The following is a 17,150-nucleotide window of genomic DNA, read 5'->3' on the forward strand; positions in this document are numbered from 1 at the left end:
GTATCGATTTGGATTTTGACCGTCAGCACATTTGGCATCCGTATACTTCTACCTTGAACCCTCTTTCTTGTTACCCTGTCACTCACGCGTACGGGGTTAACCTCTATTTAGAAGATGGGCGAGAATTGGTCGATGGCATGTCTTCTTGGTGGTCAGCTATTCATGGCTACTCCCACCCACATCTTAATCAAGCATTGAAAGATCAAACCGATAAAATGGCACATGTTATGTTTGGCGGTATTACCCACCAACCCGCGGTTGATTTATGTAAAAAATTAGTCGAGTTAAGCCCCTCTCGATTAGAGCAGGTTTTCTTAGCCGATTCAGGTTCTGTTGCGGTGGAAGTCAGCTTAAAGATGGCACTGCAATATTGGCATGCAAAAGGACAACCTCGATCTAAATTCATAACCGTCCGTCACGGTTACCATGGTGATACATTTGCAGCAATGTCAGTTACTGACCCTGATAACTCTATGCATGGTTTGTATAAGGGCTTTCTTCCTGAGCACCTATTTGTGGATTCACCGACAAGTAAGTTTGGCGAAGAATGGAACCCTAATGACATTATTTCTTTAGAAACGATGTTAGCAGAACATCATAACGACATTGCAGCGATGATCCTTGAACCTATCGTCCAAGGTGCTGGTGGAATGCGTTTATACCACCCTCAATATCTAAAAGAAGTGCGTCGCTTATGTGACTATTATGGATTACTACTGATTTTGGATGAAATTGCGACGGGATTTGGTCGAACAGGTAAGTTATTTGCTTGTGAACACGCGGATATTGAACCTGATATTATGTGTATTGGTAAAGCCTTAACGGGGGGGTATATGACACTCTCTGCGACCTTAACCAGTAAAGTTGTGGCAGATACCGTATGTGGAGGAGACGCAGGTTGCTTTATGCATGGCCCTACATTTATGGGGAATCCGTTAGCCTGTGCCGTTGCTAATGCAAGTCTAGAGATAATTAAACAAAACCGCTGGCAAACTCAAACTAAACAAATTGAAACCTGTTTTTCAGAGCTATTGCCTACACTAAAAAAACACGATGTCGTTGCTGATGTTCGCTGGTTAGGGGCAATTGGGGTTGTCGAATTAACAACACCAGTCGAAATGGAAAAAATACAAGCGCACTTTGTTGACCAAGGGGTTTGGATCCGACCATTTGGTAAACTTATTTATATGATGCCTCCGTTTATTTCAGAGCCTGAGCACATCACAAAATTAGTTAACGCCATTGATAGCGCATTAACCGAATTATTCTGATTTCCAACGACAGACACAAAAAACCGATGCCATATTAGGTCATCGGTTTTTATTTTTAGCCGTAATTCGCGCTATTTTTTCGGTTCATTGGTGAAATCATCTTCTACAAGCTTATAGATAATGAAGATAGCCAATTGAAGTAGAGCCATAAGTAGTAAACTCATGATCACATAACGCTCAGAAAAAATACCAATACCATGTAATACGGTTGATTGGATAACAAACGCACCTACCACACCCAGAATCAACAATTGTAAAAACTTAATGAACTTTAACATTTAAAAATCCTTTCTATTTATTAATTTTATTCAATAACAAACTGAGTATAACAAACACTTAGCGCTCTGTTTATCTTTCGTTCATTATTCCTATATCAATTATTCATTCTAAGAAATCAACAATGCACAATCTAATCAGGCTTCCAGTGTTCATTTGTTTTTGAGGTAAGAATATGATCTTCCCACCCACCATTGATGTATAAATAAGCTTTCGCTTCACCTTCTTTTACAAAGCCAAGTTTAGATAATACATTACCGCTTTTATTGTTACGGGGAATATAAGCGGCCATGATTCGATGAAGATTCTGAACCGTAAACATCCAATGAATGGTTTTTTCTACGGCGCGTTGCATGATTCCATTGCCTTGTTCATTTTCATCTAGCGAATAGCCTACATTCGTTGCATAGAATGGAAATCGAGTAATATTGCTGTAGCTCACTGTACCAATGATTCTCTTTTCTTGATTATCAAAGATCACAAAATAGAACGCCAAATTATGTTTATGCAGTTCAACAAGTTGCAGCAGACGTTGCTTCCAGCCCTCTGCAGTAAAAAAAGCGTTCGCACGCTTTGGCTCCCACGGCTCTAGGTGATGACGATTACGCATAAAATAATTAGCAATCATTACGGCATCACTGCTTTTAATCAAACGAACTTGATAATGGTCAAAATCAAAATGTACATCCATATTGTTCATCCCTACTTCTTACCGATACCATAATCACGTAATTTATTCGCAATTGCAGTATGAGAAACACCCAGACGTTTAGCGAGTTTTCTGCTCGATGGAAAATCACTATACAAACTTGATAAAATAGTAGATTCATAGGTTTTCATGATTTCATCCAACGTACCATCTATATTGAGATTCATCATATTCGTACTATTTTTATCCATATTAGGCAACATGAAATGAGAAATATTCAACTGATTTCGGTCCATCTGAGTTAGGGCTTTTAAGGTTGCACTTTTCAGCTGTCTCACGTTTCCAGGCCACGAATAACTGCGTAAATACTCATAAACATCTTCCGATATCGACGGTTTAACGATACCTAACTCTTTGCATAATTGAGCAACAAAAAATTCAAATAACGTAGCAACATCTGATGGGCGCTCACGCAATGGCGGGATCTCTAAAAACAACACGTTCAATCGATAATAAAGGTCTTCTCGGAATATGCCTTGTTCTACTAAGTCTAGAAGTTCTTTCTTACTCGCGCCAATAATACCTACATCAACGTGAATTTCTTTCTCTTCTCCAACACGACGAAAATTACCATCTTGGATGAAACGTAATAACTTAATCTGTAATAGAGGGCTCATTTCACTGATTTCATCAAAGAAAACGGTTCCGCCATCGGCTTGTTCAATAATCCCTTTCTTTCCTTCTGGCATATTTGGAAACGCACCAGGGGCATAACCAAATAATTCAGTCTCCGCAACGTCATCAGGCATGGCTGCACAGTTAACTACCATGAATGCCTTACCCGAACGAATAGAAGCATTATGACAAGCACGTGCTAGCATTTCTTTGCCCGTTCCCGTCTCTCCTTGAATAAGCAAAGATTGATCAATATCGGACAGTTTTTTCGCTTGAGAAATCAATTTTTTGTATTTAGTCGATGAGCCGACAAAATGCTCAAAACCCAAATTAGACGATTCAGGGATAAAAGGTCTTGCGTGCTGTGATTCTACTGCGGGCTTAATGATTACCACCGCGCTTACCAGTATCGATGCATTACTGTCATTCGTAATGTATACCGGCATAATTTCCATCACATAAGCAACACCATCAACTTTCATTGATTCACGTTGACGAATACGCGACTCTTCTAACCAAAGCATGACATTAAAATCAGGAACAAGAACCGTCGCTGGTTGAGCTATTAACGCCTCTCTTTCTAATTTAAACAATGACATTACCGCGTGATTTACCGTGTCAATTTTACCTTTTAAATTAATCGAAAAAACAGGGTCTGGTAATGTACTCAATACCGCAAGCAATTCGGTATTACGACGTTCACTCGGTAAGAATTGAATTTTTCTTACATCAATAACCCCATCGATTCGTCGAATTTTTGCCATTAATAGACTAAACTCTTCAAAGTCAACTTCAGGAAAGTTAAGGTAAATTAAGCCCGATTTATCAATCTCGATATCTCGTAAATCAATACTCTGAGAAGCAAGAATATCAAGTAACTCACGGGTTAGACCTAATCGATCTTTACACTGTACTTCAAGACGCACAAACAATCCTTAATAAGAGAGGTGTCACAATATGTTTACAGGCAGTTTGCGTGAGTAAAAAAAAAGAGTCAAGCTGAAGTGATCCAAATGGAGAGTTAATTCGTTTAATTAACTACATATAATAAAAATAAGCAATGGAGTGTAAATCATGGATATTCAAGTTGGTATAAGTTCATGCGTCAATGGTGAAAGTGTTCGTTTTGATGGCGGGCACAAAAGTAATAAGTTTGCCTCTAAAGTGCTTGCCCCTTATTTCACTTATGTTCCAATCTGCCCTGAAGTCGGCAGTGGAATGTCAGTTCCTAGGCCAACCATACGTCTTGTTACTAACGAAGAGCGTATCGCCCTAGTTGATTCAAAGAATGCATCACTTGACTACACCGATTCAATGATCCAATTCTCACAGAAAACCGTTAATCGATTAAAAGAAACCGAAATGTGTGGTTACATTGTCTGCGCTAATTCTCCAAGCTGTGGCATGGAGCGTGTCAAAGTTTATAGTAAAAATAGTGCGACTAAAAATGGCGTAGGTCTTTATACTCAAATATTAATGAAAGAGATGCCTTGGTTACCCGTAGAAGAAGATGGACGACTCTCTGATCCTGTATTAAAAGAGAACTTCATTACTCGTGTGTTCTGCTTAAATGATTTATATAAATCGATGGATGGCAACCCAACACCAGGGAAAATCATTGCGTTTCATTCCCGCTATAAATACACCTTAATGTCTCATTCAACCGTAGGTTATAGAGAACTCGGTAAATTAGTCGCTAAAGTCGCGGATTATGACATTCACGAGTTCTTTGCTATTTATCGTACTCAATTAATGCAAACCATGTCGATTCGTGCGTCACGCAAAAACAATACAAATGTATTAATGCACCTACAAGGGTATTTCAAAAAAGAACTAGAATCACCACAGAAAAAAGAATTAGCGCTTGTGATTCAAGAATACAATCAAGGATTACTGCCTCTATTGTCTCCGATAACCTTAATTAAACACCATTTAGGAATACATACTAACGAATATTTAGCCAAACAATCATTCCTGAATCCATACCCTCAAGAATTGAGATTACGCTATGGATTATAAACCAACGACACAATGTGTTTGGTTTAGAACTGATTTAAGAATTGCTGATAACCCTGCGTTATCGGCAGCCCTTGCCAATCAAGAACCAACCATTGCTCTTTATGTCGTTAGTGAAGCGCAATGGAAAAAACACCATAAATCTTCTATTCAAATTGATTTAATTAAAAGACGTTTACTTGAGTTAGAAAAAGAGCTGCAAGAAATAAACGTCCCATTAATTATTGTGTCTTGCCCGTGGTTCAAAAATACCTCAGAGCAACTTACAATGCTCTGCAACGATCTCAATATTACTCATCTGTTTGCGAATAAAGAATACGAAGCCGATGAATTAGCCCGAGATGCCGATGTAAGATCACAGTTAACGAATATTGAGAGCCACTTCTATAATGCAAAGTGCGCCGTCACGGTTGGTAAAATAATAAATAAAACCCAGAAACCTTATAAAGTATTCACCCCCTTTAAAAAAGCATGGAGAGCGTATTTTTATCAGCACTTCCCAACCATAGAAAAAGTCATTCCTTCAGTTCCACTGTCTGAACAACAGTTAAGTACATTAACATCTTATTTAGATAGAAAATTTACCTCATCGATGAATAATGAAAGCAAAGTGTGGCCAGTTTCGAATACTGCAATACTTAAAAAAATGCGTCTATTTTGCCGAGAGAAATCGCAAGATTATCATGATCAGCGTGATTACCCAGCCATCGATGGTACGAGTCAAATATCGCCTTATCTTGCTATTGGTGCACTTTCAGCAAAACAATGTATTTTACGTTTGCACTTAGAAGCCAATAATCAACTCTCACAAGGTCAAGAAATTTGGCTTGATGAGTTAATTTGGCGAGAATTTTACACCCACTTACTCTATTTTTTTCCTAGCTTATCGAAGAACCACGCGTTCCTTGATTTTGAAAAACACATTCAGTGGAATAATAAACAAGATCAGTTTGAACAATGGTGTAATGGTGAAACTGGCTACCCTATTGTCGATGCCGCGATGAAACAACTGAATACCACAGGTTGGATGCATAATCGATTACGTATGATCACAGCGAGTTTTTTAGTAAAAGATTTACACATTGATTGGCGCTGGGGAGAACAATATTTTATGTCTACACTCATTGATGGTGACTTTGCATCAAATAATGGAGGTTGGCAATGGTGTGCTTCGGTAGGTTGTGACAGCTCACCTTATTTTCGTATTTTTAATCCCACAACACAAAGTGAACGCTTTGATAATAATGGCGTTTTCATTAAATACTGGTTACCTAACTTAGCCGCTCTCTTAGGAAAGCAGCTACATCAACCCAGTGTGAAACCACTGTTGAAACCAGATAATTATGTTGATCCCATTGTTGATCATTCAGTACAACGACTTAAAACACTGGAACTATACAAACAAGCTAAAATACAGGATGTTGCAAGTTAAGGCCGCTCACGTATGATAATAGACATCCATTATTCAACGTTGTATTAATTGATGCCTATTATCTTACCCTTAATTCTTGCTGGCCCTATTGTTAGAAAATCAAGCCCAACAGAAGTGAACCTATGGCTCACAACCTCTGAGCGTCTTGAAGGACATACAACAATTCAATGCGGGTTGCACTCACACCAGTTCATCATCACAGACGAACAAGGCATTAACATTGGCCAGAATGCTTGGGTTTACCTACTGCAATGCAAAGAAAGTTTTCCTGTAAACCAAGCGCTTTATTACGACATAACGACTCAACATGGCTCATTATCGAGTTTGTTGCCTCATGCCTTATATCCAAACGAAACAACATTTTCTTTCATCATCAAAGACAAAGCCGATTATGTACTGCATGGGTCTTGCCGTAACCCTCATTACCCAAGTAAAGACAGTTTAGTTATTGCAAACCAACAACTAAAAACACAAGCAATAGAAGAAAGAGCCGCTTTATTGATGATGAGTGGAGATCAAATCTATGCGGATGATGTTGCAGGGCCAATGTTAATCGCTATTCAACAAATTATTCCTCAATTAGGTTTATTTGAAGAAATACTGCCGGACTCAACAATACCAACGGGATCTTCATTATATTCACATGAGCATAATCTCTATTATCGCGATAAAATATTGCCTCATTATATCGATAATACTAATTTCCTTTCTCGATGGAATTTATATAAATCTCGCCCAATTTTTAGCTCTACCGAACACGAAAACCATCTAATGACCTTTTCTGAGTTTTTTGTCATGTACCTATTGGTGTGGTCTCCGACATTATGGGATTGTGTCTCTTTACCTGAATCCCTGCCAAATCTCGATAAAAAATGGCAGCAGTGTTGGAAAAAAGAAAAACAAATTATTGAACAATTTGTTTTAGGCCTTAAAGACGTTCAGCAATTGTTTGCTCATATTCCCACCTATATGATCTTTGATGATCACGATATCACTGACGATTGGAACTTAACGATTGGCTGGGAAAACGCCGTTAATGGTCACCCTCTTGCCGCTCAGGTCATTGGTAATGGATTAATGGGGTACTTTCTTTGTCAGGGATGGGGGAATAATCCAGAGCAATTCGACGAGGATTTTCTTGATCGCTTTCGTGAGCTCTTTAGTCATTATGATCATAAAAAACATACGCAAATTATTCATCAACTTACTCGATTTGAGGAATGGCATTACTCTATTCTTACGACTCCAAAAATCGTAGTATTGGACACAAGAACCCGCCGTTGGCGCTCAGAATCAAACGCCAATAAACCCTCTGGCCTCATGGATTGGGAAGCGATGTTAGATTTTCAGCACGAACTTATTGGGCAAGAGGCCATCATTATTGTCTCTGCTGCACCAATTTTTGGTGTGAAGTTTATCGAAGCCTTACAAAAAACAATGACCATTCTAGGTCAACCTTTAGTTATTGATGCAGAAAACTGGATGGCTCACCCAGGATCCGCAAATACCTTATTAAGTATTTTGACTCATCCTAAAACGCCTCAAAATTTTGTTATTCTATCTGGTGATGTGCATTACTCTTTTGCTTATGACATCAAGTTACGTCACAGTAAATCGAGTCCTGATATCTATCAAATCACCTGTAGCGGGTTTAAAAATGAATTTCCCAATACGTTGCTTCGTTTCTGTGACTTTATGGATAGAGTGCTTTATAGCCCACATTCACCATTAAATTGGTTTACGAAACGTAAAAATTTAGTCGTAATAAAACGAGATCCGTCAGTAACCAATAACGATAAATTGATCAACAAGAGTTCTATAGGGGAATTAAGGCTGGATGACAAAGGCAAGCCGGTACAGATTTCGATTTTAACCGCGGAAGGGGAATCTATTTCCTTTTTGCCTAAATCAAGTGATTAGAGTTAATTACTCTGTGAGAATTAATTGTTGAGAGTGGTTTCAGTATCACTCTCAGAATGCATTGAATCATCAAAATACAAACCAATTTCCATTGCATCAAGCCATTCTAGCTCGATTTCTTCATAACTACTTTTTTCATCAAAGTATTGAGCACTCATAAATATCCTTACTTAAGTACGTTGAAACCTATTATACAATAACGTGAATGACATTGGTGTTACACCCATGTCATTTCTTTAAGCGATCTCACACTACAGTTGATAATGATTACTATTAAGATTGAAAATAGTCGTTAATTACCCTATTCTACTTTTCTGTTCTTTACTAAGTTGTTCCTATGAAATCTATCACGTTCATTTTTGCGCTTTCTTTGCTTCTTTTATCCGGGTGTAGCCAAAGCATTCAATCCAACACGTCTTCGGTTACTAGTTTCTATGATTACCAATTATTATCTCCAAACGGAGAAGGGCTCTCTTTATCTCAATTACCAAGTGAAATAACCAACGCTGACGTTATTTTAATTGGAGAATGGCATACCCATGCTGCAGTTCATCGCTTTCAAACAGACCTATTTAAACAATTATCAAGCAAAAACCCTAAACTAGCCCTTTCTATGGAGCAATTTAGCCGCAATAAACAACCTGTAATTGATGCGTATATAGCAGGAGAAATTGGTGAACAAACGTTAATGTCAGAGGCCGATGCATGGCCTAATTATGAAAGTGATTATCGCCCATTAGTTGAACTCGCAAAAGCCACTGATCATGACATTATTGCGTCTAATGCCCCAAAACCAATAGTTAAATGTATTGGACAACAAGGTATTACTTATCTTGATAAACTTGATGACACAGAAAGAACATGGGTAGCAAATAACGTAGATACATCAGATTCGCCTTATAAATCAAAATTTTTCGCATCAATGCATCATGGTGATAAAGACCAAACTCAAAAACAGTTTGCGTCACAAATAACGTGGGATGCAACAATGGCAGAAAGCATTGTCACGTATCTGAAGCGACACTCGGGGGCTCAAGTAATGCATATCGCGGGGAAATTTCATATTGAAAATGGACTTGGTACTGCAGAACAAATAAAACGCTTAAATCCAAATTTAAACGTCGTCGTAATTACTCCAACTTCATCAATAGCTAATGAAAATACGGATTATCAGCTGTCTGTGCTAGAGCCGCCACAACGTTTTGTTAAAAAAGACAATATGATGGCTGCTTATAAAAAGTTAAAAGGAAGAAATTCTGAATTAGTTTGTAAATAATTGCCCTCTTTCAAGCCACCTCAATAAGGGGTGGCTTTGTATGAACGACTTATTTTCTAATCACCAAGACCACTTCGCCGACTTGTATTCCCCACTTATAAATAGCAGTTTCATTGATCACAACACTGTCTGATATTTGATAAATCCAATCATCAAACTCAACTTCATAGTGTGAATCGTCGACCTTTAATATCATAGAGTATTGCCAGTTCAGGGCATTTCCTGCACTTTTACCATAGGCGGTATCAAGAATATCACCGGCAGTTCCTGTGTATGAATTATTACCTAGGTCCTTAATAACCCACGTTCGGTCTTGTTCTTCGCCGTCATTAAATAGAAACTGCTCGTCTAGCGTTAATGTGTCTCCATTCCATTGAGCTTGAAGATCAACGACAAACGTTCTTATCACTGTACCGCTAAAGTCTTTTACTATACCTTCTGCTTTTAAATCACCTTCAAAAAAGGTTTTCATTGAAAAAGTAGGAGAAGCCTCTTCATAATCACTGATGTCTTGAGACGAACAGCCGAATAAAAACAAACTCAATCGTTTCATTTTCTATCTCCTATCAACTCAAGACGTAAATCTGGGTAGGTCGTTTTCTCTGAAACCCATATGTCTAAAAATAATTGTGAAAAGTCTTGGTTCGCGATATTACCTAAGGGTTTATCGTTCAAATAAAACTGATTTGATCCATTTTTATCGATAGTAAATACTAATTTATCTTGGGGTTTAACATCCGGAAATACCGTTTCTAATTCAACAAGCCACGCGTCAATCTTAGGGTGGTTAATAGATTGATCTTCCCATTGATCTTTGGTTGCTTTGATTAAATTTTCTTTTGATATGTGTCGGTAGTATTCAATTTCTAACGCTTGAGGATAATCACCATATTGAAATTTACCCGACGAGGTAAACAATTGCGCTTCATACACTGATATTAAAAACCACGACAACTCAGATTTACCACTGCTAGATAAGCCGCTTAATGGTGATGCTAATACACTGTTTGTCATTAGCAGTCCCGCAATCATCAATACCTTAATTAACTTGAACATCGGCTATTCCTTTATTATCAAAACGCTGTGAAAGTTGTTTCTGGATAATAGTAAATACGCACAGATTCACGGCCCAGATCACTCCTACTGAAAATAAAGTAATTTCATATGAATAATAAAAATCAACCGCTCCTAAGCGATAGCCTGCAAGATAGTTAAGAGGCCCAACAATGGCACCGAGTAACACCACGAACACCATAGGAATACGAGATAACCAACCTAGGCTATGATTGATAGCAAAAGAAAAGTGGCACCATAGCAGAATAAGCCAAAAAGGAATAAGCACGTCATTAGTGAACAGGAATATATTAAAATACGACAGTAAAACATCACTCATAACACCAAAAGTGGCGACGGAGATAAGTAACAGCGTATCTACTTTTCTTTTTGGCGAAACAAGCAAATGAAGAATGATAGAAACCAGTAAAAAAGGAATGGCTTGCTGCTTATAAATAATCGCAGCAAACCACGCAAGCTGAAACCATACTCCATTGATTAGAGGGAAGTAACGTAGCATGGGAGCCTCCTAACTTATCGACTAGCAATCAATAATAAATGAATTTTAAATCAACACTTAAACCACACCATTTTGAGGTTTAGCGGCAACTAAATGAACCGTACTGATTTTACGTTCTAGAAAGCCACCTTCACAATAACAAAGGTAAAATTGCCACAGGCGAATAAAATCGTCGCCATAACCCATTTGTTTTAATTCAGCGTTTGCATCATCAAAACGCTCATACCAATGACGCAAGGTTTTAGCATAATCAAGCCCAATATCGTGCAGAGAGGTGATCACCATATCTGTATTTTGAGCGACTTTATTCGCCATTACACTAACCGAAGGCAAACAACCACCAGGAAAAATATAGCGTTGAATAAAATCGACACTTTTTCTGTATTGATCATAACGTTGGTCTGAAATCGTAATCGCTTGTATTAACATTTTACCTTCAGGTTTTAAATGTCGACTGCATACATCAAAGAATGTACTTAAATACTCGTGCCCTACCGCTTCTATCATTTCAATCGAGACTAATTTATCATATTGCCCTTCAAGTGTTCTGTAGTCTTGCTTTAACAAAGTGATTTTATCTTCTAATCCCAACGCTTTACACGCTGCTGTGCAAATTCAAATTGAGCATCTGATATCGTTGTTGTGGTTACTTTTACTCCGTAGTGTTGAGCGGCGTAAATAGCTAATGCGCCCCATCCTGTGCCTATCTCAAGTAACGTTTCACCTTCTTTTAATTCCAATCGTTCACAAATAGTCTGTAACTTAAACAGTTGAGCTTCTTCTAAATTGGCATCAGCGTGTGGGTAAATCGCACTTGAATACAGCATCTCCTTATCAAGAAAGGTTTTATACATCTCATTGCCTAAATCATAATGCGCTAAGATGTTCTTTTTTGAACCTTCCTCGGTGTTCCTATTGCGTTTATGGTTCATTAAATCAAATAATTGAATCACTTTACTGAAGCTGCTTTCTACTCTATCCAGTACACCTTGCTCTCGCCCTAGTACTTGAATTACTTTCGTTAAGTTTGGGCTTGTCCACCAACCTGAAACATACGCTTCACTTGCACCAATCCCCCCCCCAAATAAAATTTTTCTATACGCTTCTGTATTATTAATTTCAACAACGGCTTGTAGCGTTGCCAAAGGATTACCTAATACCACTTGTCCTTTTTTATCATTAATTGTCAATGACGCTTGAGTCATTCTCCCTAAATAGTCGAGAAGAATTTTACGTGCCATTCCATCAATCCAATGCATTGATGGGTAATTATCAATGGCCGTTGAGTTTTTCAATGTTGATGTATCTATTTGGTTACTATCCATTGTTCTTTCCTTATAACTTTGGGTACGGCACAAACGGAATTCGCTTTATTAGTAATTTCAATGCTTGCCAATAAATGCCCCATACTATTTTTACGGTCATCAGAGGAATAGAGATCACTTGTTGACGTATATTTTTTGAATTAAATTCGGTACGTGTCATTGCAATCGTCGCATCGAAGACTTTTTCTTGCTCTATACCTAAGCCTCTGTTCTCTAAATGCAAAGATAAATGCTTATTCGGTGCCTTTACAAACCAATGATATTTCATGTCTAAATTAAGAAAAGGAGATACATGAAACGTTTTATCTATAACTTTATCTGAATCCATTTTAATTAAATAATAATGCGTTTGATTCCAAGGGGTATTACTCACTTCCGCTAATAAATCAGTCAACTCTTCTGATTCGTTATAACAATAATAAAGATTGATTGGACTAAAATAAAAACCAAAGCATCGAACTTGACCAACGAATAAAACTCGCCCTTCATTAAGCTCTCCACCAAGCTCCACCACTTTATCTCTCACTGATTTTTTTAATGGCTCGTCAGTTGAACCTATATAATCGGAACGATTAAAAGCAAGCGGCGCAAAACCGCCTTTTTTAAACCACCCGACTTGTTGCGTTTCTTCTAGCTCATCAAGATCTAACGCGACAAAAAACATACGGTAACTAAAGTCGTGTAATTTAGTTTGAAACCGTCTGTGTCTAACATCACCTTGATAGAGGCATGAATGGGTCATAGGCTAATCCCAAAACGCTGACAAACATCTAACGCACTTTTTACGCCATCTTCGTGGAACCCGTTATACCAATATGCTCCTGCAAAATGCGTATGATTATGGCCGCATATTTCTCTACGACGAGCTTGAGCTTCTATTGTGTCTGCATTAAATACAGGATGATCGTATTTATATGCCCCTAATATTTTATCTTTATGGATCAAAGGAGAATTATTTAACGTCACACAAAACGTCGTTTCTTGTGTTTCCAACCCTTGCAACATATTCATGTTATAAGTAACACTTGAGGGGTTATGTTTGCTCGCAGTATCTAGATGATAATTCCACGCCGCCCAAGCACGTCTTTGTATTGGTAATAAACTCTCATCAGTATGTAATACCACTTCATTTTCTTGATACGTTAATTTACTTAATATCATTTTTTCTGTGGTGGTAATATCACTCAACATCGCTTGAGATTGGTCACTATGACAAGCCAGTACTACATCATCAAATTCATACTTATCTTGATGATTAATCTCAAGAATCACGCCATTAATATGGCGAGTAACACTGGTCACTGGACTGTTTAAATGAATGTTATTTTTAAACGACGCAATTAAAGGCGCAATATAGGAGTAAGATCCATTAGGGATGACATACCATTGTGGTCTGTTTGCGATGTCTAATAAGCCATGATTATGGAAGAATCGAATAAAGAAGTGCAACGGAAACGCTTTCATGTCTTGCAAGCTTGAAGACCAAATAGCAGCCCCCATCGGTAATATGTAATGATCGGCGAAGTAACTACTGTAATCATTGTTGTATAGGAAATCCCCTAGCGAACCATCAATATCAAGCTCAATATGATTCTCACCTTGGTCTTCATTCCATAACTCTTTGCATTGTTTATTAAAACGTAAAATCTCACTGATCAATGACAGAAATTTAGTATTAAAGAACAATAGGCGCCTACGGCGCAAATCAAAAGGACTCAACCTCTTCCATTGTTGCCAATAAATCGTTTATCCTATCGCCATGCACGCATATAAACCCCTGAAACAATTATTTAATAGTCAAAATAACTGGCTTAAATTTCTTCATAATAACAAAGCTAACCTAAGAGCGGTCGTGATTGAAAATGTCACAAAGATGCTGTCCTGTGGGACAGCGGCTTTTGGCTCTCGCGAATATCATTGTTGCAACCCTGACTGTACCCATATCAAATATATTCACCAAACCTGTAAATCTCGAGCGTGCAGTAGCTGTGGCATGAAAGCCACAGAGCGATGGATACAAAAGCAACAACATGTCTTCCCTGAATGCGAATATCAACACATCACCTTTACCCTTCCAAACACGCTATGGCCTATCTTTCGTCATAACCGTTGGCTGTTAAATAAATTATTCAAATGTGCTGCAAACATTCTGCTGGGATGGGCAAAAGATAAAGGAATAGATGTCGGTATCTTTTGTGCTCTTCATACTTACGGTCGAAAACTGAATTGGAATACGCACTTACATTTATCGGTCACTCGTGGGGGAATTTGTGAACGTACCGGTTTATGGAAACCCATTTACTTCCAAATGAAAACGACAGAGCCTTGTTGGAGAGCGGCTATCGTCAGTTTATTGGGTAAGGCTTATTATGAGCTTGATTTATCAAGCGAAGAATGCCCCTATATCCGTAATAAAACGGATTGGTCACGCTTTTTAAGCAGTCAATATAATCGTCGTTGGAAGCTTCATTTTGCTAAAAAGACAAATAATGTAAAACCGACGATGAACTATCTTGGTCGGTATTTAAAACGGCCCCCAATTTCAGCGTCACGTTTAAGTCATTACGCCAAAGGCGGAATGATAACGTTTAATTATTTAGACCATCGAACAGGAACAACAGACAGCCTAACATTATCACCAGAAGAGATGATAAGACGGATAGTAGAGCACTATCCTGATAAACATTTCAAGATGATCCGATACTACGGTTTTTTATCAATGCGTCGTCGTGGAGAAGCTCTGCCTAGAGTTTATGCAGCTTTAGGTATGACAATAGAAGCTGAGCCGAAAATGCCAGGGTATGCCGCAATGTTAAAAGGATATGTAAAAGTAGATCCGTACGAATGTATTTTATGTGAAAGTCGTCTGGTGTTTACGAATTTCCGAGTCGGAAATTCGGTCAATGATTTAGTCACCCATGCGATAGTTCAGTCAGAATTGAGGGCAGCATAATAAGGTTTGTAGGATAAGTGTATCTAAAACTCATGAAATAGGGCTAAAACAGTTATAAAATCCCCGATAATTATATTTTCGATACCTTTTAAAAAAACAGCGATGGTGAAATTGGCTTTTTTAGACGGGCCAATGCTAACTCAGCAACATTCAAATTCCTTACCTTCAAGGTTTTGATATCTTAGGACATCAACCGGTACATTATCAAACAACCCTTTAAATAGTTGATTCTCAGTCAAGAATAGGAGGCAACCGATTGATTACCTGTATTATCGTTATATAGTCATCTACATGACTGATAAAATAAAACCACTTCCTGATACCATTGACGAGCTGAAAGCACTTGTGCTTCAGCTTGAAAATAAATATAACCGTCTTCTAGAGCAATTTCGACTGGCTCAACATCAGCGCTTTGGTAAAAGCAGTGAATCTGACTCGACTCAATTTGATTTATTCAATGAAACAGAAGAAGAAATCATCATTGAAAATGATGACACACAAACGATTACCTACACTCGTCAAAAGCCAAAACGCCAACGCTTACCTGAAGACTTACCGCGTACTGTTATTATCCACGACATAAAAGATAAAACTTGTAAGTGTTGCGGTCTAGAGATGCATGCGATGGGTAAAGACATCAGTGAAAAGTTGGAATTTGTACCAGCTAAAGTGGAAGTTATTCAACATGTTCGTCCTAAATATGCTTGCCGAAATTGTGAAAAAAACAATACTTCAGTAGACATTAAACAAGCCCCAATGCCAGCGTCACCAATCCCTAAAGGGATTGCGACCGCAAGTTTACTTGCTCAAATTATTACGGCTAAATTTCAATACAGTCTTCCACTTTATCGTCAAGAAACGTTATTTCAGCAATGGGGTATCATTATTGGACGGCGAACGATGGCGGATTGGTTAATAAAATGCTCGGTACTATTTACCCCTCTTAATAACGAGTTACATCGTATTTTGCTTGAACAACCCACTCTGCATTGTGATGAAACAACGGTAAATGTGTTGGATGTTGAAAAAGCAAAATGTTATATGTGGGTCTACTGCTCTGGCTATGATTCTCCAGGCTCTGGTGTTTTGCCTGGAATTGTACTTTATGATTATCAATCTAGCAGGCATGGCTACCATCCAGTTAACTTTTTAAAAGGTTATAACGGGTATTTACATACCGATGGTTACCAAGGTTATGAACAAACTGAAGCGATTTTAGTTGGCTGTTGGGCACACGCACGTCGACGATTTATTGAGGCTCAACGTGTTCAAGTAAAAGGGAAAACAGGGAGTGCAGATTGGGTATTGAGTAAAATCCAAAAGCTATACCGGATCGAATCGTTATTAAAAGAGGCTTCCCCTGAAGCCAAGTATGTTGCTAGGCAGACAGAAGCCCGCGATTTACTTAAAGAGCTCCGTGATTGGCTTGATAGCGCAGTTAGTCGAGTATCACCTAAAACAAAATTAGGTGAGGCGATTAGCTATACATTAAATCAATGGGATAAATTAGTTCGTTATATTGATGATGGATTGTTATCTATTGATAACAATCGAGCAGAGCGAGCGGTTAAACCGTTTGTTATCGGCCGGAAAAACTGGTTATTTTCGGGTTCAACGGCTGGTGCAGATTCAAGTGCAATGCTTTACAGCATTGTAGAAACAGCAAAGGCAAACGGATTAATCCCTTACGATTATATTAGGTATTGTCTAGATCGTTTATGTGTTGGATCGCCAGATATCGATTCACTTTTACCTTGGAATGTAAAAGACAAGGTGTAGTTCCC

General features: G+C 38.2%; 16 protein-coding genes and 1 pseudogene. 7 read left to right on the forward strand and 10 right to left on the reverse strand.

The features are described 5' to 3' along the window. The first annotated feature begins 2 nt into the window (after nt 1-2). Nucleotides 3-1,271 carry an adenosylmethionine--8-amino-7-oxononanoate transaminase gene (gene bioA / locus VSAL_RS20520; protein WP_173362153.1) on the forward strand — a complete coding sequence of 423 codons (1,269 nt, stop codon included), beginning with the start codon at nt 3-5 and terminating at the stop codon, nt 1,269-1,271. Between the two features lie 71 nt (nt 1,272-1,342). Here the strand turns inward: bioA and VSAL_RS20525 are convergent, their stop codons facing one another. The 3 genes from VSAL_RS20525 to tyrR all read right to left on the reverse strand — a co-directional run bounded on the left by VSAL_RS20525 (nt 1,343) and on the right by tyrR (nt 3,797). After that, a complete protein-coding gene (locus tag VSAL_RS20525; RefSeq protein ID WP_012552136.1) occupies nt 1,343-1,549 on the reverse strand; it encodes a hypothetical protein in 207 nt (68 codons plus the stop codon). A gap of 131 nt (nt 1,550-1,680) precedes the next feature. Beyond that, complete coding sequence (rimJ, locus tag VSAL_RS20530; RefSeq protein ID WP_026025403.1) at nt 1,681-2,238, reverse strand: ribosomal protein S5-alanine N-acetyltransferase; 558 nt, start codon at nt 2,236-2,238, stop codon at nt 1,681-1,683. A gap of 11 nt (nt 2,239-2,249) precedes the next feature. Further along, nucleotides 2,250-3,797: a transcriptional regulator TyrR gene (gene tyrR / locus VSAL_RS20535; RefSeq protein ID WP_012552138.1), complete on the reverse strand. Its 1,548-nt coding sequence runs from the start codon at nt 3,795-3,797 to the stop codon at nt 2,250-2,252. A 148-nt stretch (nt 3,798-3,945) separates the two neighbouring features. Between tyrR and VSAL_RS20540 the strand changes: the two genes are divergently transcribed. Genes VSAL_RS20540 through VSAL_RS20550 form a run of 3 tightly spaced genes read left to right on the forward strand, consistent with a single transcriptional unit; the run spans nt 3,946 to nt 8,239 of the window. Further along, complete coding sequence (locus tag VSAL_RS20540; RefSeq protein WP_012552139.1) at nt 3,946-4,890, forward strand: YbgA family protein; 945 nt, start codon at nt 3,946-3,948, stop codon at nt 4,888-4,890. Further along, nucleotides 4,880-6,319 (forward strand): deoxyribodipyrimidine photo-lyase, encoded by a 1,440-nt coding sequence (gene phrB / locus VSAL_RS20545; protein WP_012552140.1) that lies wholly within the window; start codon nt 4,880-4,882, stop codon nt 6,317-6,319. The genes VSAL_RS20540 and phrB overlap by 11 nt, the downstream gene beginning before the upstream one ends. 51 nt (nt 6,320-6,370) lie before the next feature. After that, a complete protein-coding gene (locus VSAL_RS20550; protein ID WP_012552141.1) occupies nt 6,371-8,239 on the forward strand; it encodes an alkaline phosphatase D family protein in 1,869 nt (622 codons plus the stop codon). Nucleotides 8,240-8,259: 20 nt separating this feature from the next. Here VSAL_RS20550 and VSAL_RS23690 read toward each other — a convergent pair whose 3' ends face one another. Continuing rightward, complete coding sequence (locus VSAL_RS23690) at nt 8,260-8,397, reverse strand: hypothetical protein (protein ID WP_017021440.1); 138 nt, start codon at nt 8,395-8,397, stop codon at nt 8,260-8,262. 179 nt (nt 8,398-8,576) lie between these two features. Between VSAL_RS23690 and VSAL_RS20555 the strand changes: the two genes are divergently transcribed. After that, nucleotides 8,577-9,515 carry a ChaN family lipoprotein gene (locus VSAL_RS20555; RefSeq protein ID WP_012552142.1) on the forward strand — a complete coding sequence of 313 codons (939 nt, stop codon included), beginning with the start codon at nt 8,577-8,579 and terminating at the stop codon, nt 9,513-9,515. Between the two features lie 49 nt (nt 9,516-9,564). On the opposite strand, the gene VSAL_RS20560 is transcribed toward VSAL_RS20555, so the two are convergent. From VSAL_RS20560 to VSAL_RS20585, 6 genes and pseudogenes are all read right to left on the reverse strand, one after another. Then, nucleotides 9,565-10,068, reverse strand: a complete 504-nt coding sequence (locus VSAL_RS20560) for a DUF3833 domain-containing protein (protein ID WP_012552143.1) — start codon at nt 10,066-10,068, stop codon at nt 9,565-9,567. Then, on the reverse strand, nt 10,065-10,571 hold the full coding sequence (locus VSAL_RS20565; RefSeq protein ID WP_017021437.1) for a chalcone isomerase family protein: 507 nt from the start codon (nt 10,569-10,571) through the stop codon (nt 10,065-10,067). The genes VSAL_RS20560 and VSAL_RS20565 overlap by 4 nt, the downstream gene beginning before the upstream one ends. Continuing rightward, the gene (locus VSAL_RS20570; protein WP_012552145.1) at nt 10,555-11,088 is read right to left on the reverse strand and encodes a DUF2878 domain-containing protein; all 534 of its coding nucleotides are present in this window, start codon (nt 11,086-11,088) and stop codon (nt 10,555-10,557) included. Before VSAL_RS20570 ends, VSAL_RS20565 begins: the two co-directional genes overlap by 17 nt. 57 nt (nt 11,089-11,145) lie before the next feature. Continuing rightward, a pseudogene (locus VSAL_RS24200) lies at nt 11,146-12,347 on the reverse strand (class I SAM-dependent methyltransferase). Nucleotides 12,348-12,423: 76 nt separating this feature from the next. Next, complete coding sequence (locus VSAL_RS20580) at nt 12,424-13,155, reverse strand: DUF1365 domain-containing protein (RefSeq protein WP_012552146.1); 732 nt, start codon at nt 13,153-13,155, stop codon at nt 12,424-12,426. Next, a complete protein-coding gene (locus VSAL_RS20585) occupies nt 13,152-14,099 on the reverse strand; it encodes an NAD(P)/FAD-dependent oxidoreductase (RefSeq protein WP_231850942.1) in 948 nt (315 codons plus the stop codon). The genes VSAL_RS20580 and VSAL_RS20585 overlap by 4 nt, the downstream gene beginning before the upstream one ends. Before the next feature lie 73 nt (nt 14,100-14,172). Here VSAL_RS20585 and VSAL_RS20590 point away from each other — a divergent pair, with 73 nt between their 5' ends. Next, nucleotides 14,173-15,366: an IS91-like element ISVsa9 family transposase gene (locus VSAL_RS20590; RefSeq protein ID WP_012548955.1), complete on the forward strand. Its 1,194-nt coding sequence runs from the start codon at nt 14,173-14,175 to the stop codon at nt 15,364-15,366. A gap of 291 nt (nt 15,367-15,657) precedes the next feature. Continuing rightward, entirely contained in the window at nt 15,658-17,145 is a 1,488-nt protein-coding gene (locus tag VSAL_RS20595; protein WP_012549008.1) for an IS66-like element ISVsa2 family transposase, read from the forward strand. The last annotated feature ends 5 nt before the right edge of the window (nt 17,146-17,150 follow it).

This window comes from Aliivibrio salmonicida LFI1238, from assembly GCF_000196495.1.
Classification (GTDB): domain Bacteria; phylum Pseudomonadota; class Gammaproteobacteria; order Enterobacterales; family Vibrionaceae; genus Aliivibrio; species Aliivibrio salmonicida.